General features: G+C 63.1%; 22 protein-coding genes, 1 pseudogene and 1 riboswitch. Of the genes and pseudogenes, 13 read left to right on the forward strand and 10 right to left on the reverse strand.

The window, feature by feature from the left end; genetic code table 11:
• Window position 1 precedes the first annotated feature (1 nt).
• Entirely contained in the window at window positions 2-811 is an 810-nt protein-coding gene (locus tag MESS2_RS19695; RefSeq protein ID WP_008876179.1) for a molybdopterin-binding protein, read from the forward strand.
• 47 nt (window positions 812-858) lie between these two features.
• On the opposite strand, the gene MESS2_RS33040 is transcribed toward MESS2_RS19695, so the two are convergent.
• Window positions 859-1,458 carry a DUF3011 domain-containing protein gene (locus tag MESS2_RS33040; RefSeq protein WP_008876180.1) on the reverse strand — a complete coding sequence of 200 codons (600 nt, stop codon included), beginning with the start codon at window positions 1,456-1,458 and terminating at the stop codon, window positions 859-861.
• An 87-nt stretch (window positions 1,459-1,545) separates the two neighbouring features.
• On the opposite strand from MESS2_RS33040, the gene MESS2_RS19705 reads away from it, so the two are divergent.
• A complete protein-coding gene (locus MESS2_RS19705; protein ID WP_008876181.1) occupies window positions 1,546-2,373 on the forward strand; it encodes a transporter substrate-binding domain-containing protein in 828 nt (275 codons plus the stop codon).
• A gap of 21 nt (window positions 2,374-2,394) precedes the next feature.
• Here MESS2_RS19705 and MESS2_RS19710 read toward each other — a convergent pair whose 3' ends face one another.
• Complete coding sequence (locus MESS2_RS19710) at window positions 2,395-3,393, reverse strand: hypothetical protein (RefSeq protein WP_008876182.1); 999 nt, start codon at window positions 3,391-3,393, stop codon at window positions 2,395-2,397.
• Between the two features lie 259 nt (window positions 3,394-3,652).
• Window positions 3,653-3,739: riboswitch (glycine riboswitch) on the forward strand.
• Between the two features lie 148 nt (window positions 3,740-3,887).
• Between MESS2_RS19710 and gcvT the strand changes: the two genes are divergently transcribed.
• The 4 genes from gcvT to parE all read left to right on the forward strand — a co-directional run bounded on the left by gcvT (window position 3,888) and on the right by parE (window position 10,522).
• Window positions 3,888-5,006 (forward strand): glycine cleavage system aminomethyltransferase GcvT, encoded by a 1,119-nt coding sequence (gene gcvT, locus MESS2_RS19715; RefSeq protein ID WP_008876184.1) that lies wholly within the window; start codon window positions 3,888-3,890, stop codon window positions 5,004-5,006.
• Window positions 5,007-5,012: 6 nt separating this feature from the next.
• Window positions 5,013-5,381, forward strand: coding sequence for a glycine cleavage system protein GcvH (gcvH, locus tag MESS2_RS19720; protein ID WP_008876185.1), 369 nt, complete (start codon window positions 5,013-5,015; stop codon window positions 5,379-5,381).
• A 16-nt stretch (window positions 5,382-5,397) separates the two neighbouring features.
• Window positions 5,398-8,211 (forward strand): aminomethyl-transferring glycine dehydrogenase, encoded by a 2,814-nt coding sequence (gene gcvP / locus MESS2_RS19725; RefSeq protein WP_008876186.1) that lies wholly within the window; start codon window positions 5,398-5,400, stop codon window positions 8,209-8,211.
• A gap of 259 nt (window positions 8,212-8,470) precedes the next feature.
• Window positions 8,471-10,522: a DNA topoisomerase IV subunit B gene (parE, locus tag MESS2_RS19730; protein ID WP_008876187.1), complete on the forward strand. Its 2,052-nt coding sequence runs from the start codon at window positions 8,471-8,473 to the stop codon at window positions 10,520-10,522.
• A gap of 172 nt (window positions 10,523-10,694) precedes the next feature.
• Here the strand turns inward: parE and MESS2_RS19735 are convergent, their stop codons facing one another.
• Window positions 10,695-11,816 carry a DUF2336 domain-containing protein gene (locus tag MESS2_RS19735; RefSeq protein ID WP_008876188.1) on the reverse strand — a complete coding sequence of 374 codons (1,122 nt, stop codon included), beginning with the start codon at window positions 11,814-11,816 and terminating at the stop codon, window positions 10,695-10,697.
• Between the two features lie 150 nt (window positions 11,817-11,966).
• On the opposite strand from MESS2_RS19735, the gene MESS2_RS19740 reads away from it, so the two are divergent.
• Both MESS2_RS19740 and MESS2_RS19745 read left to right on the forward strand, forming a co-directional pair.
• The gene (locus MESS2_RS19740) at window positions 11,967-12,419 is read left to right on the forward strand and encodes a MaoC family dehydratase (RefSeq protein WP_008876189.1); all 453 of its coding nucleotides are present in this window, start codon (window positions 11,967-11,969) and stop codon (window positions 12,417-12,419) included.
• Between the two features lie 3 nt (window positions 12,420-12,422).
• Window positions 12,423-13,304, forward strand: coding sequence for an HpcH/HpaI aldolase/citrate lyase family protein (locus tag MESS2_RS19745; protein ID WP_008876190.1), 882 nt, complete (start codon window positions 12,423-12,425; stop codon window positions 13,302-13,304).
• Between the two features lie 16 nt (window positions 13,305-13,320).
• On the opposite strand, the gene MESS2_RS19750 is transcribed toward MESS2_RS19745, so the two are convergent.
• Window positions 13,321-13,929 (reverse strand): flavin reductase family protein, encoded by a 609-nt coding sequence (locus tag MESS2_RS19750; protein WP_008876191.1) that lies wholly within the window; start codon window positions 13,927-13,929, stop codon window positions 13,321-13,323.
• Between the two features lie 2 nt (window positions 13,930-13,931).
• Window positions 13,932-14,516, reverse strand: a complete 585-nt coding sequence (locus MESS2_RS19755; protein ID WP_008876192.1) for a nitroreductase family protein — start codon at window positions 14,514-14,516, stop codon at window positions 13,932-13,934.
• Window positions 14,517-14,691: 175 nt separating this feature from the next.
• Between MESS2_RS19755 and MESS2_RS19760 the strand changes: the two genes are divergently transcribed.
• Window positions 14,692-15,657, forward strand: a complete 966-nt coding sequence (locus MESS2_RS19760; RefSeq protein WP_040593540.1) for a collagen binding domain-containing protein — start codon at window positions 14,692-14,694, stop codon at window positions 15,655-15,657.
• 39 nt (window positions 15,658-15,696) lie between these two features.
• Here MESS2_RS19760 and MESS2_RS19765 read toward each other — a convergent pair whose 3' ends face one another.
• The 4 genes and pseudogenes from MESS2_RS19765 to yidD form a co-directional block, all read right to left on the reverse strand.
• Window positions 15,697-16,635, reverse strand: coding sequence for a lysophospholipid acyltransferase family protein (locus tag MESS2_RS19765; RefSeq protein ID WP_008876195.1), 939 nt, complete (start codon window positions 16,633-16,635; stop codon window positions 15,697-15,699).
• Between the two features lie 84 nt (window positions 16,636-16,719).
• Window positions 16,720-18,693, reverse strand: a complete 1,974-nt coding sequence (thrS, locus tag MESS2_RS19770; protein ID WP_008876196.1) for a threonine--tRNA ligase — start codon at window positions 18,691-18,693, stop codon at window positions 16,720-16,722.
• A 180-nt stretch (window positions 18,694-18,873) separates the two neighbouring features.
• Window positions 18,874-19,068: pseudogene (locus MESS2_RS19775) on the reverse strand (class D beta-lactamase); the annotation flags it as partial.
• 147 nt (window positions 19,069-19,215) lie between these two features.
• Window positions 19,216-19,590: a membrane protein insertion efficiency factor YidD gene (yidD, locus tag MESS2_RS19780; RefSeq protein WP_008876198.1), complete on the reverse strand. Its 375-nt coding sequence runs from the start codon at window positions 19,588-19,590 to the stop codon at window positions 19,216-19,218.
• A 329-nt stretch (window positions 19,591-19,919) separates the two neighbouring features.
• Here yidD and MESS2_RS19785 point away from each other — a divergent pair, with 329 nt between their 5' ends.
• Window positions 19,920-20,834 carry a LysR substrate-binding domain-containing protein gene (locus tag MESS2_RS19785; RefSeq protein ID WP_008876201.1) on the forward strand — a complete coding sequence of 305 codons (915 nt, stop codon included), beginning with the start codon at window positions 19,920-19,922 and terminating at the stop codon, window positions 20,832-20,834.
• Here MESS2_RS19785 and MESS2_RS19790 read toward each other — a convergent pair.
• On the reverse strand, window positions 20,831-21,277 hold the full coding sequence (locus MESS2_RS19790) for an iron-sulfur cluster assembly scaffold protein (protein WP_008876202.1): 447 nt from the start codon (window positions 21,275-21,277) through the stop codon (window positions 20,831-20,833). The two genes, MESS2_RS19785 and MESS2_RS19790, sit on opposite strands and share 4 nt — an antisense overlap.
• Before the next feature lie 241 nt (window positions 21,278-21,518).
• Here MESS2_RS19790 and folE point away from each other — a divergent pair, with 241 nt between their 5' ends.
• From folE to MESS2_RS19805, 3 genes are all read left to right on the forward strand, one after another.
• Window positions 21,519-22,151: a GTP cyclohydrolase I FolE gene (gene folE, locus MESS2_RS19795; protein ID WP_008876203.1), complete on the forward strand. Its 633-nt coding sequence runs from the start codon at window positions 21,519-21,521 to the stop codon at window positions 22,149-22,151.
• Window positions 22,152-22,189: 38 nt separating this feature from the next.
• Window positions 22,190-22,648: a phosphoribosyl-AMP cyclohydrolase gene (gene hisI, locus MESS2_RS19800; protein WP_008876204.1), complete on the forward strand. Its 459-nt coding sequence runs from the start codon at window positions 22,190-22,192 to the stop codon at window positions 22,646-22,648.
• A 97-nt stretch (window positions 22,649-22,745) separates the two neighbouring features.
• Window positions 22,746-23,708, forward strand: coding sequence for a patatin family protein (locus tag MESS2_RS19805; RefSeq protein WP_008876205.1), 963 nt, complete (start codon window positions 22,746-22,748; stop codon window positions 23,706-23,708).
• The last annotated feature ends 106 nt before the right edge of the window (window positions 23,709-23,814 follow it).

Consider the following 23,814-nt stretch of genomic DNA (forward strand, 5'->3'; position numbering starts at 1 on the left):
CATGCCAAAGTTACAGATAAGCCCCAACCTACAGATAAACCGAAGAAAATTCCTGACCTCGGCCAGCCTCGGCCTATCAGGCATCATGCTGTCGGGCTGCGACGCCTTCGACAGCCAGCTTGGCGTCGGCGACGGCCTGCGCAGCTTCCTCGAAGGCGCCAACGGCCTGACCTGGCGAGCGCAGCGCCTACTCGCCGGCAGTGATGCGCTGGCGCCGGAATTCACCGAAGCCGACATCCGCCAGGCGCAGCGGCCGAATGGCGTCACCGCGCCCGATGACGATGTCTATAAGGGCCTGCTTGCCAATGATTTCGCCGACTGGCGGCTGGAGGTGTCCGGCCTCGTCGAAAAGCCGCTGTCGTTGAGCCGCGAGCAGCTTCAGAACATGCCGAGCCGCACCCAGATCACCCGCCTTGACTGCGTCGAAGGCTGGAGCTGCATCGCCAAATGGACCGGCACGCCGCTGTCCCTGGTTCTCGACCAGGCCGTGGTCAAGCCGCAGGCGCGCTACGTCATGTTCCACTGCCTCGACACCATCGACCGCAGCCTCTCCGGCGACATCAAATATTACGGCTCGATCGACCTGATCGACGCCCGCCACCCGCAGACCATCCTGGCCTACGGCCTGAACGGCAAGCCGCTGCCGGTCGAGAACGGCGCGCCGCTGCGTGTCCGCGTCGAGCGTCAGCTCGGCTACAAGATGCCGAAATATCTCACCAAGATCGAACTGGTCGATGGCTTCGCCACGGTCGGCGGCGGCAGGGGCGGCTATTGGGAAGACAATGGCTACGACTGGTACGGCGGCATTTGACCGTTTACAGACGCATGATCCCGAAAAGATAGGCGCCACGCCTGGTTCTAACCGTCGTCGTTGTCATCACCTTCGCTGCGCAGGGCCGGGTTCAGATCCGGATTGTCGTCGGGAGTGACGAGCTTGCCCAGCCCGTGCGGCCCCTGATAGTTGCCGTGGGTATCGAAGTTCGGGTTGCCCTGATTGTCGAATTGCGGCGTCGGATCGATCCATTGGTCGTTTTGGCGCTGGCGCGGCTTCGGATAGTAATTGTCGACATGGCGGCGATGCGAGTTGTTGTTGTCGAGAATGGCGCCGACCACGCCGCCAACGATGATTGCCGCCGCGACATCGCCGGCGGACGGCTTGCGGTCGGAACCGGCGACCGCGAATTCGGCCGAGCAGCCATTGTCGACCCAGATGCCGCCTCCGTCATAACCCCAGCTTTTTCCATACTGGCAACGCGCCTTCGAAAGCCGTGACGTCAATTGCACGCCGCGCCGCGTATCGACACCGCAATAGGAGTAGCGATAGTCCGCGCTGGAGCAGACCACGCGTTTGCCGCCCGCCGCCTGCGCCGCGGCCGGCAACAAAGAGAGCTTCGCCGGATTGCCCAGGGCGCAGGCCAGGAACATCATCGAACCGGTAACCGCCATCCTTGCCGACATCGCAAGTCTCCATCAGGGTCCGCTATCGACAGAATGGCACCTCTGTGTAAATCTGACAACCGGACGGACTGCAGCGAGGTTACATTCATGCGCGCTAAGATGATCGCCGCAACTATACTTGCCCTTTCCGCCTGGTTGGTGCTGGCGGCGCCATCCGCCCGGGCGGACGACAGCCTCAAGCGCATCCTCGACCAGAAGACGCTGACGGTTGGCGTGGCGCTCAATCCGCCATGGATCCTCAAGAAAGCCGACGGGAAATTCGCTGGCTACGACGTGGATCTGACCAACGCGCTCGCTTCCGACCTCGGCGTCGACCTGAAGCTGGTCGAAGTGCCCTGGAATGACCTCAAGACACGGTTGCTCAAGGGCGATTTCGATATGATCGCTGCCGGCTACGCCAGCACGCCCGAACGCGCCCGCGAAGTGGTGTTCTCCGACAAGACCGGCACCGCCGACATCCGTATGGTGGCAACGATCGCCAGCCTTGGCAAAAAGCCGGGAAAAGCATTGCGCGCGCCGGGTTACAAGATCGCCGTGCTCTCCAATTCCACGGATGAAGCCGCCGCGAAGGAAGCCTTCCCCAAGGCAAATATCCTGTCCTTCGACAACACGGCCGATGTTTTTGCCGCCATCATCGGCGGCGAGGCGCAGGCGATGGTCGCGACCTCGCCGACGCCGCAGATGGCGGCCAGGCTTTATGATGCGAAGTTGACGATGGTCGGCGGGCCGCTTTTGCGGACGCCGGAGGCGTTTGCCTTGCGGCCGGACGATGTCCGCCTCATCCAGTACGTCAACAACTGGATCGCCGCGCGCACCGCCGACGGCACCATCGGCGGCGTGCGCCGCTACTGGTTCGACAGCTTCAAATGGATGTCGCGCTTCGACACCGGCAAGCCCGAGTCTGCCAAACAATAGCTTGGCGATCTTTCGCGCTGTTCAGGCGACCTTGTCGATCAGCGGCTTCAGTGCCGGATGGATTTCCGGCGAGGCGTGCCTGATCAGCGTCAGCAGCGCCCTCTCGTTCTCCTGCAGCGGCCGGTCGCCGATATGCTCGGCCAGCCACTTCGCCTCGCCGGCGTCGACGGTTTCGGCGCGGCGCGCCAGGGCCTCGGCTGCCTTGTTCTTCGATTCCCATTCGGCCTCGATATCGCCCGGGGCGCGGTAGGCTTCCAGAATGCCGGCAAGCCCGCCTGACACCATGCGGCTGAAGAAACCGCCAATTTCCGGTTCGGCCTGCTCGAAAAAAGAGTCCTGGCGCAGCGCCACGTCGCGCATCGGCGCCTCATAGCCGGCCGAGCACATCACGAAATTGGCGATCGCCTTGACGAACAGATCGTTCCAGGACGGATCGTTGCTGGCCGCGGCCGTCCGCTCATTGATCTGGAACAGCACTTCGGTTTCAGAGCGGGTGATGGCAATGTTGCCGTCGCCGCCATAGGCGTAGAGGATGCGACGCAGAAGCTCGACTTCCGCCTTGGCGATCCTGCCGGGAACCAGCTTGCCGCCGTGCATCAGCGGCCCCTTGCCGTTGATGACGGCATGGGCGACCTGCTCCAGCGCATAGGCGGAAAGCCGGTTCGGCGAGGACTTCGCCTTTTCCAGCACATGCACCAGCAGTTCGAGCTCGGTGCGGCTGTCGACCATGCCATCGCGCGAAATCGTCCGCACCAGCCAATCGGCATTGTCTTCCGAGACATAGCCTGCCGGTTTTTCCTGATGGACGATGTAGTCGGTGACGGCTTCGACGAAGAAGTCAGGCCATTCCGCGCATTTGTCCTTGGTCGTCGCATCGAGCGCGAACAACGCCTCGGCTTCGCCGCGCGTCACCACGCCGTCGCCGAACACCTCGCGGCGCAGCATCACCACATCTTCAGCCGTGATGCGATTTTTCGACGTCAGCCCGGCCACCGGCGCGCTCATGATCAGTTCGCCCATCTTTTCGTTCCCGTCCATCGCCGGCAACGCCGGCCCCAAGCACCATGGCGATCCCTATATCGGCAGTGTCTTGAGAAACCGCCAAACGGCGTGGTTAGCGAAGACTTGTCGGCTATGCATGTCGCCCAAAAGTGTGCAGCGGTTTCGGGTAGCGGCACCTGAATCCGTTCAGTGCGACGCGCTTTAGATGTCGCGGGCAGGTGACAAGGTGTCGTTCACGGGCTATGGATGGCGAGTCGAGGGCTCATGGTTTGAGTCCTACCTGTTTGCGGGAGAGAGCAGCGAGAGCTGCCGCCGAAGGGGAAATCGCCCGAAATCTCTCAGGCAAAAGAACCGTAGACGGGAAAGACACTCTGGAAAGTCGGGGCTTGCCCCCGCGCCGAAGGTGTAAGCGCTGCCGACAGAGTTACGGGGCGCGAGTCTCTCAGGCTTCAGACAGAGGGGCACGGACTGGTCGCCATCAGCGGCCGATTGCGTGCGACTCTGGAGATGACATGACGGGCGACGACACCAAACACCTTCCCCTCGAAGATTTGCATGCCGCCGCTGGTGCGCGCTTTGGCGCGTTCGCCGGCTGGTCGATGCCGCTGACCTATCCGGCCGGCGTGATGAAGGAGCATCTTCACACCCGCGAGCAGGCTGGCCTGTTCGACATCTCGCACATGAAGCTGTTCGAGGTCAGCGGTCCGGGCGCTGCCGCACTCCTCAGCCGCGCCTGCCCGCTGGACGCCGCTGCGCTCGATATCTCCCAGTCGAAATACACCTTCTTCCTCAATGAGGCCGCCGGCATCATCGACGACCTTATCATCACCCGGCTTGGCGACGAGCGCTTCATGGTCGTCGCCAATGCCGGCAACGCTGCCACCGACGAGAAGCACCTGCGCGCGCTGGCCATCGATTTTGACGCAAAGGGGGATTTTGACGCAAAGGTCGACGCACTCGACCGCGTCTTCCTGGCGATCCAGGGCCCCGAAGCATGGGCGGCCCTTGCCCGCGCCGGCATCGAGACCGGATCGCTGCTGTTCATGCACGGCATCGAGCCCAGGCAAAACTGGTTCATGAGCCGCTCCGGCTATACCGGCGAAGACGGGTTCGAAATCGGCCTGCCGGAGGCGGACGCGCGCGATCTCGTCGCCAGACTGCTCAAAGACGAGCGCGTGCTTTGGATCGGCCTAGCAGCCCGCGACAGCCTGCGGCTGGAGGCCGGGCTCTGCCTGCACGGCCAGGACATCACGCCGGAGGTCGACCCGGCCAGCGCCGGGCTGATGTGGGCGATCCCCAGGGACATACGCGCCGCCGGACCGTTCATCGGTGCCGATGCCTTGCGCGCAATAATTGAACGCGGCCCGGCGCAAAAACGGGTCGGCCTGAAGCCGGAAGGCCGCCAGCCGGTGCGCGCCGGCGCCGCCCTGTTCGATGCCGACGGCAATCCAACCGGCCATGTTACCTCGGGCGGCTTCGGCCCTTCGGCCGGCCACCCGGTTGCCATGGGGTATGTCCAGACTGCGCTGGCCAAGCCCGGCGCCAGGCTTTTCGCCGATGTGCGCGGGACGAAAATCCCGATCGATATCAATCCCCTGCCCTTCACGCCTCATCGCTACCGCAAAGGATAAGTCCTCATGGCAAAGACCTATTTCACCGAAGACCACGAATGGCTCCGCGTCGAAGGCGGCATCGCCACTGTCGGCATCACCGATTACGCGCAGGAGCAACTCGGCGATCTCGTCTTCGTCGAATTGCCGGAGACCGGCCGCAAGCTCGCCAAGGGCGATACCGCGGTGGTGGTCGAATCCGTCAAGGCGGCATCCGACGTCTATGCGCCGGTCGATGGCGAGATCACCGAAGCCAACAGCGCGCTGTCGTCGGACCCCTCTCTGGTCAACTCGGCGGCAACAGGCGACGGCTGGCTGTGGAAGATGAAGCTCGCCAATGAAAGCCAGCTCGAGGGCCTCCTCGATGAAGCCGGCTACCAGGTTCACATCGGTTGATATCAGGACATTGAACATGACCGTAGCAGCACCCTATCCCTTCTCAGCCCGCCACATCGGCCCCGGCGTCAACGATGTCCGAGCCATGCTCGCCACCATCGGCGTTCCCTCCGTCGAGACGCTGATCAGCCAGGCCGTGCCGAGATCGATCCGCCTCGACCAGCCGCTCGCCTTGCCTGCTCCGGCAAGCGAAGCGGAAGCGCTGGCCGAGCTTTCGGCGACGATGGCCAAAAATACCGTGCTGAAGAGCTTTATCGGTGCCGGTTACCACGGCGTCCACGTGCCGCCGGTCATCCAGCGCAATCTGTTCGAGAACCCGGCTTGGTATACGGCCTACACGCCATACCAGGCCGAGATCAGCCAGGGCCGGCTCGAAATGCTGTTCAACTTCCAGACCCTGGTCACCGAGTTGACCGGACTGCCGGTCGCATCGGCCTCGCTGCTCGACGAGGCGACGGCGGTGGCCGAAGCCGTCGGCATTGCGCTGCGCCATCATCGCGACAAGCGCACCAAGGTAGCACTTGCCGGCACTCCGCATCCGCAGACCCTCGACGTCGTGCGCACCCGCGCCGAACCACTCGGCATCGAGGTCGACGGCGAGACGATCGATGACAACACCGCTGCCCTGCTCGTCTCCTGGCCCGATACGTTTGGCGTCTATGGCGACCACAAGGCGGCAATCGAAAAGGCTCGCGCCAGCGGCGCGCTCGTCGTCTTCATCGCCGACCCGCTCGGCCTTACGCTCACCGACGCGCCGGCAAGACTCGGCGCCGACATTGCCGTCGGTCCGATGCAGCGCTTCGGCGTGCCGATGGGTTTTGGCGGCCCGCACGCCGCCTATTGTGCCGTCTCCGACAAGTTGACACGGCTGATGCCAGGCCGCCTCGTCGGCCAGTCGACCGACAGCAAGGGCCGCCCTGGCTATCGCCTCGCTTTGCAGACGCGCGAACAGCATATCCGCCGCGACAAGGCGACCTCCAACATCTGCACCGCGCAGGCGCTGCTTGCCAACATGGCGACGGCCTATGCGATCTGGCACGGCCCCGCGGGCCTGCAGGCGATTGCGGGCCGCATCCACGCACTGGCCAACCGCCTGGCGGCCGGCCTCAAGGCGTCAGGCGTTTCGGTGCTTGGCGCGAGCCGCTTCGACACGGTGACGGTGGAAGCAAAGGGCAAGGCTAAGGCGATCGCCACGGCTGCCGAAAGGACCGGCCGGCTGCTGCGCGTCGTCGACGCCGACCATATCGGCATCAGCTTCGACGAGACCTCGACGGAGGCCGATCTGAACGCGATCGCAGCACTGTTCGGCGCCAAGGCCGGCACCGCTGGCGCCGGCAGCACACCCGGCAAGCCACGCGGCAAGGAATTCCTCAGCCAGCCGGTCTTCCACGACAACCACTCGGAAACCGAGATGATGCGCTTCCTGCGCCGGCTGGCCGACAAGGACCTGGCGCTCGACCGCGCCATGATCCCGCTGGGATCCTGCACCATGAAGCTCAACGCCGCCGCCGAAATGATGCCGGTGAGCTGGCCAAGCGTCGCCAACCTGCATCCGTTCGCGCCGGCCAGCCATTCGGCCGGCTATCGCGCCATGGTCGGCGAACTGGAGGGCTGGCTGTCGGAGATCACCGGCTTCGATGCGGTCAGCCTGCAGCCCAATGCCGGCAGCCAGGGCGAATATGCCGGATTGCTCGCCATCCGCGCCTATCACCGTTCGCGCGGCGAGGGCCATCGCACCGTCTGCCTGATCCCGTCTTCCGCGCACGGCACCAATCCGGCGAGCGCGGCGATGGCCGGCATGAGCGTTGTCGTCGTGCGCTGCCTGGAGGACGGCAATATCGACATGGACGATATGAGGGCCAAGGCCAACGAGCATTCCAAGAACCTCGCGGCGCTGATGTTCACCTATCCCTCGACGCATGGCGTCTACGAGGAAGGCGCACGCCATCTCTGCGCCCTCATCCATGAGCATGGTGCACAGGTCTATTTCGACGGCGCCAACCTCAACGCCTTGGTCGGCCTCGCCCGCCCCGGCGATATCGGCGCCGATGTCTGCCACATGAACCTGCACAAGACCTTCTGCATACCGCATGGCGGCGGCGGCCCCGGCGTCGGCCCGATCGGCGTAAGGGCGCACCTCAAGCCCTATCTGCCGGGTCATGTCACCGAAGGTTTAGCGCATGCCGTGTCGGCCGCACCCTTCGGTAGCGCTTCCATCCTGCCGATCACCTGGATGTACATCCGCATGATGGGCGCCTCCGGCTTGAAGCAGGCGACCGAGACGGCGATCGTTTCCGCCAACTACGTGGCGACGCGGCTCGCACCGCACTTCCCGCTCCTCTACAAGGGCAGGCACGATCGCATCGCCCATGAGTGCATCCTCGATACCCGCGTGCTCAAGGAGAGCTCCGGCATCAGCGTTGACGATATCGCCAAGCGGCTGATCGACTATGGCTTCCATGCGCCGACCATGTCGTTTCCGGTCGCCGGCACGCTGATGGTCGAACCGACCGAATCCGAGCCCAAACAGGAACTCGACCGTTTTTGCGATGCGATGATCGCCATATCGGGCGAAGCGGCCAAGGTGGCGAGCGGTGAGTGGCCCTTGGCCGACAACCCGCTGGTCAATGCGCCCCACACCGCCGCCGAGGCGCTGGCCGCGGTGTGGTCTCATCCCTATTCGCGGCTGGAGGCGGCTTACCCGGCCGGCAACGCCGATACATCGGCAAAATACTGGCCGCCGGTGTCGCGCATCGACAATGTCGCCGGCGACCGCAACCTCGTCTGCTCCTGCCCGCCACTGTCGGAATATCTGGGGGCGGCGGAGTAGTAGTTCTGGCGGGAGCAATCACGCAGGGTCGGCCCGACGTGGTCGGCCCGCCTGGCATGTTCTGGCGCAAATGCACTGTTTCGTTGCGAGTCTCGATGACATGCCGGCTGCAGCCGGCCTATTTCCGCCGCTTGGTTGTCGGATGGTTTTGCGGTAAGAGGGCTCTATTCCTCGAACGTAACAGGAACTTCCGTCGCCTGCCTGCAAAAAGCGTGGCAGTATCGGCAGGTGATTCGCAGCATCGCAATCCAGGACCGGCATGGACGACAACAACGATCTTTTCGGCAATATCGACAAGCAGCCGCAACCGGTTCGCGCCTCGGCGCGCCCCGCGGACCCGCTGGTGCAGGCGGCGAAGCGCCCGGCATCCCGCGACGGCAGCGAGAGCTATAGCGCCGCCGACATCGAGGTTCTGGAAGGGCTGGAGCCGGTGCGCCGCCGCCCCGGCATGTATATTGGCGGCACCGACGACAAGGCGATGCACCATCTGTTCGCAGAAGTCATCGACAATTCGATGGACGAGGCGGTCGCTGGCCACGCCACCTTCATCGATGTCGAGCTCTCAGCCGATGGCTACCTCTGCGTCACCGACAATGGCCGCGGCATCCCGGTCGATCCACACCCAAAATTCAAGAAGCCGGCGCTCGAAGTCATCATGACGACGCTGCATTCGGGCGGCAAGTTCGACTCGAAGGTCTATGAGACCTCGGGCGGCCTGCACGGTGTCGGCGTTTCCGTGGTCAACGCGCTTTCTGATCATCTCGAGGTCGAAGTCGCGCGCGGACGGCAACTTTATCGGCAAAAATTCTCGCGCGGCATCCCGGTCACCGGCCTCGAGCACCTCGGCGAGGTGCATAACCGCCGCGGCACCAGGATCCGCTTCCATCCGGACGAGCAGATCTTCGGCAAGGGCGCCGCCTTCGAGCCGGCGCGGCTCTACCGCATGACGCGCTCGAAGGCCTATCTGTTCGGCGGCGTCGAGATCCGCTGGACCTGCGATCCGTCGCTGATCAAGGAAAAGGACCCGACGCCGGCCAAGGCCGAGTTCCATTTTCCGGGCGGCCTCAAGGATTATCTGAAGGCCTCGCTCGGCGACGAGTTCCAGGTCACCCGTGAAGTCTTCGCCGGCAAGAGCGACAGGCAAGGCGGCCACGGCTCGCTCGAATGGGCGGTGACCTGGTTCGGCGGCGACGGTTTCCTCAATTCCTATTGCAACACCATCCCGACCGCCGAGGGCGGCACCCATGAGGCCGGCTTCCGCAACGTGCTGACGCGCGGGCTTCGCGCCTATGCCGATCTCGTCGGCAACAAGCGCGCCTCGATCGTCACGTCGGAGGACGTCATGATATCGGCGGCAGGCATGCTGTCGGTGTTCATCCGCGAGCCGGAATTCGTCGGCCAGACCAAGGACAGGCTGGCGACGATCGAAGCGATCCGCATCGTCGAGACTGCCATCCGCGACCCGTTCGACCATTGGCTGGCCGACAATCCGCAAGAGGCCTCGAAACTGCTCGAATGGGTGATCGCGCGCGCCGACGAGCGGGTGCGGCGGCGCCAGGAAAAGGAAGTGTCGCGCAAGAGCGCGGTGCGCAAACTGCGGCTGCCCGGCAAGCTCGCCGACTGCACGCAGAACGCAGCGGCCGGCGCCGAGCTGTTCATCGTCGAGGGCGATTCGGCCGGCGGCTCGGCGAAACAGGCGCGCGATCGCGCCAGCCAGGCGGTGCTGCCGCTGCGCGGCAAGATCCTCAACGTCGCCAGCGCCGGCAACGACAAGCTCGCCGCCAACCAGCAGATCTCCGATCTGATCCAGGCCTTGGGCTGCGGCACGCGGTCGAAATACCGCGACGAGGATTTGCGCTACGACCGCGTCATCATCATGACCGACGCCGATGTCGACGGCGCCCACATCGCTTCGCTGTTGATCACCTTTTTCTATCAGGAGATGCCCAATTTGGTCCGCGGTGGCCATCTCTATCTGGCGGTGCCGCCGCTCTACTCGATCCGGCAAGGCGGCAAGGTCGCCTATGCCCGCGACGATGCGCACAAGGACGAACTTCTGCGCACCGAATTCACCGGGCGCGGCAAGGTCGAAATCGGCCGCTTCAAGGGGCTCGGCGAAATGATGGCTGCCCAGCTCAAGGAAACGACCATGGACCAGCGGAAGCGCACGCTGCTCAGGGTCGATGTAATCGACGCGGAGACCGCGACCAAGGACGCGGTCGACGCACTGATGGGCACCAAGCCGGAAGCCCGCTTCCGCTTCATCCAGGAACGCGCGGAATTCGCCGAGACGGAAGTGCTGGACATCTGAATTAGCCCGCCGTTCTATCTTTTGTTCGAGCATCGGATTTTTCCCAAAACCGGTCTCCACTTTTGGGTCCGATGCTCCAATGCGGAGATGAGCGTGTGATCTGGGACCGGCTGCGTAGCGCTCACAACGCAACGGAATCGCGACCCACCCAGCTATCCGATTGAACTTGGAGCTAGGCCGCCGCGATCGCCAGCGCATGATCGCGCGCGTTCTCGCGCAACGCATCGAGATGGATCGACTTCACCAACCCGGCGAGATCGCCTTCGGCTGACTGTCCGCCCAATTCCTTCAGCATCAGCCAACTTACTTCCTGAACACCGGCGATGCGCTTGCCATTGGCAACCTCGCGCCAGATCTTCAGCGCGCGCAGGATGATCGCGTGGATTGCCGCGGCAAGGCCGGCGCTGCGGAACAGCGCCTGCAGCGCCACATCATGCCCGCCGGCCAGCAGCGCCCTCACCCGTTGTTCGGACTGCTGGCTGAGCGCAACCAGCGCCGAGCCGAAGAAATCGACCTTGCCATGCGCGATGGTGCGAATGAGGAAGCTTGCCGTCAGGTCGCCACGCAGGCGCAGATGCTCGATCAGGGCTGCATGTTCTTCCTGGCGCGTGCCTTCGATCAGCGTCACCGAAGCCTTGACGCAAGCGTCGCGCATGACGCGTTCGGCTCTTGCCGGGCCCATCAGCGCCAGCACCAGCGGCGACCCCTTGAGGGTCTCGCCAAGTTTTATCAGCAGCACGTGCCGGCAGTCGGCCGGCAGCCGCGCGTCCGACATCAGCGCCTCACGTATCAGAGGCATATGGCCGTATCGTTGGGCCATACGGCGAAAGCTGAGTGAAGCGATGTCTGCGCCGCTGTTGGCGAGCAGTGTGGCGCAGGCTTCCGGCTCGCCGATCTCGGCGATCGCCGCCGCGACCGCCATCGAGACGACAGGCCGGTCGGCGATCAATGTCTGCGTCGCCTTCTGGCCGCCGGCGACCCGGTCGATCAGGTCGGCATCGGTGAGCAGCGGCGAACGCGCCAGCACCAGACTGGCCACTTCCGGCTGGTCGGACGCCAATGCACTGATGATCTGCAGCGGCGCGTGATGGCTCATCGACAGCGCCTCGGCAATCGCCAGCCGCACCTTCGACGAGGCGTCGTCGAGCAGCAGCGTCAGCGCGGCCTCGGCGGCGCAGCGATCCTCGAAAGGCAGATCGGAATTGATATAGGCGCGGGCCAGCGCGCGGGCCGCCGCGGCACGCTCCGAGACCCTTGCCGTGTCAATCCATTTCAGGAAATGCGAAACAATCATGCCGTCCGCTACGCCCCCGGCCCAAGTCCGTTCCAGCCCCTGAGAAGACCCTAGGCAGAAATGGTTTACGAACGGTTCACCATGTTCATTAACCGGCTTGATGGACTGGTGGGCAGCGCTTATCAAGCTATCGGAAACGGGAGATCGACCATGGCCGGGCTTTACCTGGAAGAGTTCGTCGTCGGCCAGCTATTCCGGCATACGCTGCGCAAGACCGTCACCGAAAGCGACAACATGCTGTTTTCGGTGATGACGCTGAACCCGCAACCGCTGCATATCGATTTCGACTTCGCCGCCAGCAGCGAATGGGGCAAGCCGCTGGTCAACTCGCTCTTCACGCTGGGCCTTATGATCGGTATTTCGGTGAACGATATCACCGTCGGCACCACCATTGCCAATCTCGGCATGAAGGAGACGGTGTTTCCGCATCCGGTCTTCCATGGCGACACCATCCGCGTCGAGACCACCGTGATCTCGACACGGGAATCGAAATCGAAGCCGGACCGCGGCATCGTCGAGTTCGAACATCGCGCCTACAACCAGCATGACGTGCTCGTCGCCAAATGCCTGAGGCAAGCGATGATGATGAAGAAGGCAGCCTGACGGATGCGCTCGCTGCTCTTTGTTCCCGGCGATTCGGAGAAGAAGCTGGAGAAGGGGTTTGGCGCGGGCGCCGATGTGGTCATTGTCGACCTCGAGGATTCCGTGGCGCCCGGCAACAAGGCGGCGGCGCGCGACACCGCGGCGAGCTTCATTGCCGCCCACCGGCTTCAGACCACGGCCGCGATCTATGTCCGGGTCAACGATCTGTCGAGCGGACTGACCGACGACGATCTCGCGGCACTTGTTCCGGCCAAACCCGACGGCATCATGCTGCCGAAGTCGAACAGCGGCCAGGACGTCCAGCAGCTTTCGGCAAAACTGAGGGTGCACGAAGCCGAAAGCGGCCTGCCGGACGGCGCGATAAGAATTCTGCCGATCATCACAGAAACGGCGGCAGGCGTGCTGGCGGCTGGGACCTACGCCAAAGCCAGCGCGCGGCTTGCCGGCATCACCTGGGGGGCGGAGGATCTGTCGGCGGCGATCGGTGCTCGCACGGCGCGCGACGGGAATGGCCGCTATACCGATGTCTTTCGCTTTGCCCGAACCATGACTATCCTTGCCGCGGGTGCGGCGGAGGTCGCCGCGATCGACACGGTCTTCCCCGGTTTTCGCGACATGGTCGCCTTCGAGAGCGAATGCGCCGAGGCCGAGCGTGACGGCTTCACCGGCAAGATGGCGATCCATCCGGCGCAAGTGCCGGTCATCAATGCCGCCTTCACGCCATCAGCCGAAGCCGTTCAGCATTCCGCTGCCCTGGTTGCCGCATTCGAGGCGGCGGGGAACCCCGGCGTCGTCGGCATCGATGGCAAGATGTACGACCGGCCGCATCTCAGGCTCGCCGAGCGGCTTCTGGCGCGAGCCAGGGCGGCTGGAGTCTTGGCCTGATCCTTTCCCTCCAGCCCTATTCTTTTTCCCAACGGGGCCGGCGCATCGAGAAGATCTCGTTGACGCTCGAATAGTCCATATAGCCGAGACGGCCGACATTGCCCGCCTTGACGATATCGAACCTGCCGTCGTTCAGGAACGCATCGTCGATATGGACGCCGACGACTTCGCCGGCAACCACCACCGCGCCCGTCGATGTTCCGTCCAGCGCTTTCGGGCGAAGGATCTCCGTCACCCGGCATTCGAGCGCCGCGGGCGCTGCCGCCACGCGCGGCGGCGCGACAAGGCGCGACGGCGCCATCGCCAGATCGGCATAGCCGAACTCGCTTATGCCGCGCGGCGCGTCCACCGCCGTTCGATTCATTTTCTCCGCCAGTTCACTACTGACCAGATTGGCGACGAATTCGCCCGTTTCCTCGGCAAAGGTTGCGCTGTCCTTCTCGCCTTCGGACGAGAACCAGACGATGAAGGGCCGCGTCGAAAAGGCGTTGAAGAAGGAATAGGGCGCAAGATTGATCCTGCCTTCCCTATCAACTGTCGAGATCCAGCCGATCGGGCGCGGCGCCACGATCGCCTTGGACGGATCGTGCGGCAGCCCATGCCCTTTCGACGGCTCGTAGAACATTTCTATCCCACCCAGGGTCCCTGATAGTCGGCATAGAGTTTCGCCGCGTCGGGGCGCGGCCGCTCCGGCGCCGGCCCTTGATAGGAGCCGATATGGACAAAGCCGACAACGCGCTCATGCGGCGCCAGTCCCAGCATCGCCCTGCCCTCGGGCACATCGGAATACCAGTTGCTGATCATATTGGTGCCGTAGCCCAGCGCATTGGCTGATATCATCAGGTTCATCGCCGCCATGCCGCCGGACAGGAACATTTCCCATTGCGGGATTTTCGGGTTGTCCTTCGGGCTCGACACCACGCCGATCACCAGCGGCGCGCGCGAAAAGCGCGCGAGCTCCTGGTTGCGGCGGCCTTCGGGCAGCGGCCCTTCACGCTGTTCGGCAAGGGCTGCCAGTTTTTTGCCGATCTCGACGCGGGCTTCACCCCGATAAAGGATGAAGCGCCAGGGTTCCAGCCGGCCGTGGTCCGGCACCCGTGAGGCAGCGGCAATCATGGTCGCGATGTCGGCGTCGCTGGGCGCCGGCTCCTTCAACTCCGGGATCGGCGCGGAGTTCCGGGTCAGCAGAAAGTCGATGATGGGCGACGCCATGGACGCAAGTCTCCTGGAATTTAAGCTGAAGCACGCCATCGCGACATCGGGCGGCTTGGGCATTGGCGCGGGCGCGCCGGATGGAAGAGTCCTTTAGACCGAAACACGCTCCAGCAGAAGCGATCTGGACTCTTAAGCCTTGAAATTGCCACCGCTTTGGGCTTCAACGCAAGGCATGTTTGAGGGGATGCAGCGTCTTTTCCTGGTCTGGCTCGGCGCCGCGCTGCTGGCAGTGCCGGTGTCATCCGCCATCGCGCAGGATGCGGACGGCATCGGCAATCTGAAGCTTCCCGGGATTTCCAGCTACGCGACGCCGAAAAGCGAGACATCGCTGGCTTTGGGAAGCAGCGGCGCGATCACTCTGTCGGCGCAATTGACCGACAAGGGCGCCGACATCACGCGCGGCATCGTCTGGCGAGTCTTCAGGCCCGAAGCGGCCAGCGACGGCAAGCTGCCGATGGTCGCTTCCGCCCATGGCGGCACCGCCGTGTTCCAGCTCGAGCCCGGCAGCTATCTGGTCCACGCCTCCTATGGGCGGGCCGGCGCAACCAAGCGCATCACCGTCGGCAAGGACGCCAAGCGCGAGAGCCTCGTGCTCGATGCGGGCGGCCTCAAACTCGACGCCGTGCTGTCGGGCGGTGTGCGCATCCCGTCGAAGAAGCTGCGCTTTTCGATCTATGAGGGCCAGACCAAAACCAATGCCGACCGCGCGCTGATCATACCCGATGTCGAGCCGAACAGCGTCGTGCGGCTGAACGCCGGCGTCTATCATGTGGTTTCGACCTATGGCGCGGTGAATGCGGTCATTCGCTCCGACATCCGCGTCGAGGCCGGCAAGCTGACCGAAGCGACCGTCGAGCATCGCGCGGCCGAGATGACCATGAAGCTTGTGCGCGAGGCCGGCGGCGAGGCGATCGCCGACACCTCCTGGTCGCTGCTCAATGAATCCGGCGATCCCATCAAGGAAACCGTCGGCGCCTTTGCCTCGATGGTGCTGGCCGAGGGCGACTACACCATCATCGCCAAGAACCGCGACCGCATCTATCAGAAGGATTTTACGGTCGTGGCCGGACAGAACAAGGAGATCGACGTTCTGGCCTCGGAAGCCTCGGCGATCGATCCCGAGGAAGGGGCTGACTAGGGAGGGCTTTTCTTCCAGCCTTGGGCGACGGCAGCGTTGTCAGGCCGCCAGCTTGGCTCGTCCCGGCAGGAATGGCATCCGACGGCGCGGTTCGGCCGGCGCCAGATCGAAGACGCCGCGATAGAGACGGTCGAGCAGCACCTTGCGGTCACGCAAAGGCTCCAGTTCTTCCCAGTTCAGCGCGTCGCCGACACGCACCTCGATCGACTTGCCGGAGAGCCGCGCGAATTCACGGATGAGCAGCGATGTGCGCAGCGTCAGCGAGGCCCTGCCGACGAATTTCGCCACGCGTCCGTCGCGCTCAGCCATGTTCATGGGACCGCTGACCAGATGGAACAGCCGACCGTTTTGACCGGAAAAATGCATCGGAATAACCGAGGCCTTGGCGTCCTGGACGAGACGGGCCGGAAACATCTTCCACGGCAGGTCGCGCGCCCGGCCGAACCCCTTCGGCGCGGTGGCGACGCCGCCGGCTGGAAAGACGACGATGGTGACGCCCTCCTTCAGCAGCCGCACCGCCTCATGGCGCACCGCCATATTGTTCTTCAGTGCGTCCTTGGTGTCGGAAAAGTCGATCGGCAGCGAATAGGGCCCCATCTCGCGGATCTTGAGCAGATCCTTGTGGATCATGACGCGAAACGGGCGCTGAAGCTGCTCGGCCAGCGAGAGCACGGCTATGCCGTCGCCGATGCCGAACGGATGGTTGGCGACGATCACCAATGGCGTATCGGGCAGTCTTGCTGGCGGCCATTGATCGGCGGTCCGCACACGGACGTCGATCAGTTCCAGCATGCGGCTGAACATCCGCTCGCCGGTCGGCACCACGTGACGGCGCCAGAAGTCATAGAGCGCGGCATAACGGTCGCGCCCGGACAGGCCTTCGATCGAATGAATGAACCAGCGCGTCAATGCCGGCTGGTGCGGGCTGGCATAGGAAAGTTCGGGAAACGGTCTTTCGCGCAGTTTCAGCTTCAGCATCGCGATTTGTTAAACTCACGCCATGACAGGGATGTGAAAATGGCGGTGGATCGCTCCACCGCCATTTCTTAGAGGATTTGGGTATCAGGCCGCGCGGCGCCTGCGGTCCGGCGTAACCGCCTCATCGGAAAGCAGCTTCACCGCTTCAGCGAGGCCGAGCGATTCCTGGTCGCGCGAACCCAGGCGGCGAATATTGACCGTCGCTTCCTCCGCCTCGCGCTTGCCGCAGACGAGGATGACCGGAACCTTGGCCAGCGAATGCTCGCGGACCTTGTAATTGATCTTCTCGTTGCGCAGATCGGCTTCCGCCTGGAGCCCAGCCGCCTTCAACTGCTGAACGACCTTTTGCGCGTAGTCGTCGGCATCGGAAGTGATCGTCGCCACCACAACTTGCAACGGCGCGAACCACAGCGGGAAATGGCCGGAATAGTTCTCGATCAGGATACCGAGGAAGCGCTCCATCGAGCCGCAGATGGCGCGGTGCACCATGACCGGCTGCTTCTTTTCCGAATCCGAGCCGATGTAGAAGGCGCCGAACCGTTCCGGCAGGTTGAAGTCGACCTGCGTGGTGCCGCATTGCCATTCACGGCCGATGGCGTCCTTCAGCACATATTCGAATTTGGGCCCATAGAACGTGCCCTCACCCGGATTGACGCCCGTCTTGATCCGGTTGCCCGACCGCGACGCGATCTTGTCGAGCACATCCTGCAGCACGCCTTCGGCATGATCCCACATCGCGTCGGTGCCGACGCGTTTTTCGGGGCGGGTCGCCAGCTTGACGGTGATTTCGTCGAAGCCGAAGTCGGCATAGGTCGACAAGATCAGGTCGTTGATCTTGATGCACTCGTCGGCGAGCTGTTCCTCGGTGCAGAAGATGTGGGCATCGTCCTGGGTAAAGCCGCGCACGCGCATCAGCCCATGCAGCGCTCCGGACGGCTCGTAGCGATGCACATTGCCGAATTCCGCAAGCTTTACCGGCAGATCGCGGTAGGATTTCAATCCATGCTTGAAGATTTGGACATGGCCGGGACAGTTCATCGGCTTCAGCGCGAAGACGCGGTCGTCATCAGTGTCGTCGCCGGCAACCGTCACCTTGAACATATTGTCCCGATACCAGCCCCAGTGGCCCGACGTCTCCCACAGGCTCTTGTCGAGCACCTGCGGCGCGTTGACCTCCTGATAGCCCTGCTCGTCGAGGCGGCGGCGCATGTAGTTGACCAGGTTCTGGAACATCTTCCAGCCCTTGGCGTGCCAGAAGACGACGCCCGGCCCTTCTTCCTGGAAATGGAACAGGTCCATCTCGCGGCCGAGCTTCCTGTGGTCGCGCTTCTCGGCTTCCTCCAGCATCGTCTGATAGGCATCGAGCTGCGCCTGGTCGGCCCAGGCCGTGCCGTAGATGCGCGTCAGCATCGGGTTGTTGGAATCGCCGCGCCAATAGGCGCCGGCCACCTTCATCAGCTTGAAGGCGTTGCCAATCTGTCCCGTCGAGGCCATGTGCGGGCCGCGGCAGAGGTCGAACCAGTCGCCCTGCGCATAGATCTTGAGCTCCTGATCGTCGGGAATGGCGTCGATCAGCTCAAGCTTGTAGCGCTCGCCCTTGTCGGCGAAGACCTTTTTCGCCTTTTCGCGCGACCAGACCTGTTTGGTGAACGGCTTGTTGCGCGCGATGATCTCGCGCATCTTCTTCTCGATCACTGGAAAATCGTCGGGTGTGAACGGCTCGTTGCGGGCAAAGTCGTAGTAGAACCCGTTCTCGATCACCGGCCCGATGGTCACCTGCGTTCCCGGCCACAATTCCTGCACGGCTTCGGCCAGCACATGTGCCGCATCGTGGCGGATGAGTTCCAGCGCGCGCGGATCCTCGCGGGTGATGATCTCGACCTTGCCGGACTTGCCGAGCGGATCACCGAGATCGCGAACGACGCCATCGATCGAGTAGGCGACCGCCTTCTTGGCCAGCGACTTCGAGATCGATTCCGCCAGGCCGGAGCCAGTCATCGCTGCGTCATAGTCGCGGACGGAGCCATCGGGAAATGTCAGGGAAACGGAATTCAGCATGTTCTTCTCCTATCCAGTCCCGCAAACGAGCGCGGGTGGTGAAATGCATGTCGCCCAAAAGTGCACAGCGGTTTTGGGGTAACGACATGTATAAGGTAAATACCGGATGCGTCCGGCGGCAGCCTTTTAGGGGCAGATACCGGCGCCGTAAAGCGTTCGTGCGGCTTATTTGATCAAGCCAGTCGACGCCGGGCTGAAGCGCTGGTCGCAAACACCGTCGCGGTGGAGCGTCTGGCCGCTCACCGCATCCTGGATCAGCGTGCATTCGACGTCGCCAAGCGGCGCCGACTGCGCCCGCATCGGGAAACCAAGCAGCCAGGCCAGAAGAAAAAGAATGATCGCAAAAACGAACGGACGACGGTCTAGCTGGCGCATGCAAAGCTCTTTCCTGGAGGGATTACCGGAAGCGGCTTAGCGAGGCGTCTTGTCTCGATTTTGTCTCAAATTCGCAGTCTTTGTGCAGGCTGATGTTAACCCTACCAGTTCGTAAAGACCGCCAGCGCTGAAGTCCGGTGGATGCAGTCAGATCTCGGATTCGCCCCGCTTCCTGCCGATCTGCCAATACCGCCAGGGCATGAACCAGACATAGCGATCGGTGAGCGCCTCCGGCACCCTGTCGATGCCATGCGTGCCGAATGGCCCGCAGCGCAGCACCCGGAAAAGTCCCATCCAGCCGCCGGCCCACAGGCCGTGGCGGGCGATCGCTTCATGCGCGTATTCGGAACAGGTCGGCAGGTGCCGGCACGAATTGCCGACAAAACCGGACAGTGTCAGTTGATAGAGTCGCACAAACGAGGTGCCGAGGAGACGGCCGGGCGTCTTGCGCCACGGCCCCGGCCAGTTGCGCCCGCGCCGCGCGGCCAATGCAGCATGTGCATGCTGGTGCTCGTTGCTCATCGCAATCCCGGATCGACTTCCTACCGTCGATAGATGTGGACATTGGCCGGGGAAAGCAATGTCTCTTCGATTTCAACGATGGTGCGGGGTCACGCGGCCTGTCGGGTGGGTCCGCTGAGGCGAACCTCGTTCGGCTCTCCAATTTCCAGCGAAGTTGACACGCGTTGGTCTTGGCGGCTGGTACTGAAACGTCACGATCCGCATCACGTCCCCGAAGATATCCAGAAATTCGTTCATTGCCGCATCTCCTCTAGGCACGATTAGACCGCTGCTGGCCTTCGTCCTCAAACGAGTATAATTTCCACGTCGGATAACTCTGGGTTATGCGAATGAAGCGCGGGCGGCTTCCACTGACGGCACTGAGAAGTTTCGAGGCAGCCGGCCGGCACCTGAGCTTCAGCCGCGCCGCCGAGGAGCTTTTCGTTTCGCAGGCAGCGATCAGCCGGCAGATTCGCGAGCTTGAAACCTTCCTGCACCAGTCCTTGTTCTTCCGCCACCATCGCCGCGTTGAGCTGACCGAGGCAGGCCGGCGGCTGCTCGATCAGCTGGTGAGAAGTTTCGACGACATCGACAGGCTGCTGTCAGAATTGGCCGCGGTCCCGGCGCAGTCCGTGGTTCGTGTCAGCGTCGAGCCGTCGCTTGCATCCGTCTGGCTGGTGCCTCGGCTCAACCGATTTCGCGAGTTGCGGCCCGACATCGACGTTTCCCTCGAGGTCGACCCCAGGTTGATAGAGTTCCGCAGCGATCAGCCCGAACTTGCCTTGCGCTTCAGCGCGCACGCCACCTCGTGGCCGCGCAGTGAGGCCGAACGGCTTGCCTCAACCGTCGATTCACCGGTTCTGTCGCCGGCGCTTCTTGCTTCCGGCCCTCCGCTGAAAAGCCCGGTTGACCTTGGTCGCTACACCTTGCTGCACGAAGAAAACCGCCAGGCCTGGACGCGCTGGTTCGAAGCGGCAGGCGTAGCCCCTGAAGCCGTGCCTGCGCGTGGCCCGATGCTGGCGGATATTTCGCTTTCGAAGCAGGCAGCCTTGCTTGGACATGGTGTCGCGCTGGGCGATCTTTTGCAGATCGGCGAAGAACTTGCGTCCGGCGCGCTGATCAAGCCTTTCGACATCGACGTCGCGTCCGGTGCCTATTGGCTGGTAGCCAGAAGCCTGAATGACCTTTCCGAGCCGGCCAGGGCTTTTGCCGACTGGATCCGAGCGGAATTCGCCGAAAGCCGGCGTGTTCTTGCAGAGGGTTAAGCCGCCTGTTCGGCGCGCTTCTTTTCGATCTGGCCGATGGCGTCGACCACGGCGTCGAAGGTCAGCATGGTCGAGGCATGGCGCGCCTTGTAATCGCGCACGGGTTCCAGATATCTGAGGTCGGCGAAACGGCCTTGCGGCGGCGTGCCATTCTCCTTCAGCATCTTCAGCATCGTCTCGCGCACGCTGCGCAATTCATCCGCGCTGGCGCCGACGACATGCTGCGCCATGATCGAGGACGACGCCTGGCCGAGCGCACAGGCCTTCACGTCATGGGCGAAATCGGTGACGATGCCGTCATTCATCTTCAGATCGACGGTCACCGTCGAGCCGCACAGCTTGGAATGCGCCCGCGCGGTCGCATCGGGATGTTCGAGCCGGCCGATCCGCGCGATGTTTCCGGCAAAACCCAGAATTTTCGCATTGTAGACGTTGTCGATCATTTTTTTCCAATCCGTCGCCGCCAAGCGAACAGCGATTGCCGCTGATGCGTCTTTCATTCGCTCGGCACGACCATATATAATGCTGGCAGTCGGGCATCGACAAGGCGACCAAGGGCCATGTCTTTGCTCAAATCAGTTCACGCCGCTTGCGGGCTGGAAACCGGGCGATTTTCCAAGCGCGAAAGGTTGTGGTCCGTTCAACTCGTTCCTCCTGAGAGAGGAACTACGGGAGACGCCTTTAATGGATGCCGTCATCAAGAAACTCATGCCCCAGTCCGCCTATATGGAAAAGCCGGTTACCGACCGGCCGAGCGAAGCCGAGGTCGAGGCTGCGGTGCGCACACTATTGCGCTGGACGGGGGACAACCCGGACCGCGAGGGCCTGATCGACACGCCGAAGCGCGTCACCAAGGCCTTCCGCGAAATGTTCAACGGCTATGACATGTGCCCGGCCGAGGAGCTGGGCCGCACCTTCGAGGAAGTCGCCGGCTATGACGACCTCGTCATCGTCAAGGACATTACCTTCCACTCGCATTGCGAACACCACATGGTGCCGATCATCGGCAAGGCGCATGTCGGCTATCTGCCGGACGGCAAGGTTGTCGGCCTGTCCAAGATCGCGCGCGTCGTCGATATCTTCGCTCATCGCCTGCAGACGCAGGAAGCGATGACAGCGCAGATCGCCGGCGTCATCCAGGACGTGCTCAATCCTCGCGGCGTCGCCGTCATGCTAGAAGCCGAGCATATGTGCATGGCCATGCGCGGCATCCGCAAGCAGGATTCCACCACGCTGACCTCGACCTTCACCGGCATCTTCAAGGACACCCCCGAAGAGCAGGTCCGTTTCGTCACCATGGTGCGCGGCGGAGCCTGATCGGAAGCCTCGCCGGTCATGAGAAATAAGGACCGGCGATGTCGGCAGTGGAATTCCCGGAAGCTCCATCAGACAAGAAGGCACTGGAGGAAGGTGCGGTCTTTTCGCCGCGCTTCGATGCCGGCGGCCTCGTCACTGTCGTCGTCACCGATGCCGAAGACGGCATGCTGCTGATGGTCGCGCATATGAACGCCGAGGCGCTGGCGCTGACGCTCGAAACCGGCATCGCCCATTACTGGTCGCGCTCGCGCAAGGCGCTGTGGAAGAAGGGCGAAACCTCCGGCAATGTGCAGAATGTCGTCGAGATGCTCACGGATTGTGACCAGGACGCCATATGGTTGCGCGTCAAAGTGTTGGGCCACGACGCAACCTGTCACACCGGCCGGCGTTCCTGCTTTTATCGGACGGTGGGGTTGATCGACGGCAAGGGGGCGCTTGCCGGCGACGGCAGCAAACCGCTGTTCGATGCGAAAAAAACGTATCGAAAGCCCAAATGAACCATCCATATGAACCATTCGCCGACTTGCCGTCACGTATATTCATGATTTCGATACGGCCCGCCTCTATATTAGCCGTGGGACAAGGGAGATTGTGATGCTCGAATGGGCGTCATTGCGCAACAGACCGGATGTTGGGGAAGCCAACGGCCCCTCCTCGTCCGGCGGAGCATCCGAAACGAAGCCTGCCAAGAAAACCGGCATTTCACTGGCGTTGGGCGGTGGCTGCGCGCGCGGCTGGGCCCATATCGGCGTGTTGCGCGCTCTCGATGAGGCCGGCATCGAAGTGTCGATGATCGCCGGCACCTCGATCGGCGCGCTGGTCGGCGGCTGCTATCTCTCAGGCAAGCTGGACGCGCTGGAAGAATTCGCCCGAAGCCTGACCAGACGGCGCATCTTTGGTCTTCTCGACCTTAATCTGCGCGGCAGCGGCCTGTTCGGCGGCATGAAGCTAGACGCAAGGCTGCGCGAGCACATTGCCGGCGTCCGTTTCGAGGATCTGCCGAAGCCGTTCGTCTGCGTCACCTCGGAGATCCGCACCGGCCATGAAATCTGGCTGTCGAGCGGCTCGCTGACCACTGCCATGCGCGCCTCCTACGCCTTGCCCGGCGTGTTCGAACCGGTCAATTGCAACGGGCGCGTTCTGGTCGATGGCGCACTGGTCAATCCGGTGCCGGTTTCGGTCTGCCGCGCCTATGAGCAGCCGCTCGTGGTCGCGGTCAACCTTCACTATGACCTGTTCGGCCGCGCCGCGGTCATCAAGCACAGCGCCGGCGAACTGGTCGTCGAGAAGGACGCGCCGAGAGCCGGCCAGGCCGACACCGGATACCAGTCCCGGCTCGGCATCACTGGCGTCATGGTCGAAGCCTTCAACATCATCCAGGACCGCATTTCGCGCGCGCGGCTTGCCGGCGACCCGCCTGACATGTCGCTGCAGCCGAAGCTCAGCCATATCGGCCTGACCGAATTCCACCGCGCCGACGAGGCGATCCGCATCGGCTATCAGGCGACGATGGCCCAGATCGAAGAGCTGACAAGGCTGCAGACGGTTCTCGCCTAACTCCTCAAGATGGTGATTTTGACAGCTGGAGGGCTGTTGGTTTGGGCCGACCATCGCCGAAATTGGAGATTGGCCGAAGCGTCCCCAACTTCGTCATTCCTGGGCT

The organism is Mesorhizobium metallidurans STM 2683, from assembly GCF_000350085.1.
In the GTDB taxonomy this organism is placed as follows: Bacteria; Pseudomonadota; Alphaproteobacteria; order Rhizobiales; family Rhizobiaceae; genus Mesorhizobium; species Mesorhizobium metallidurans.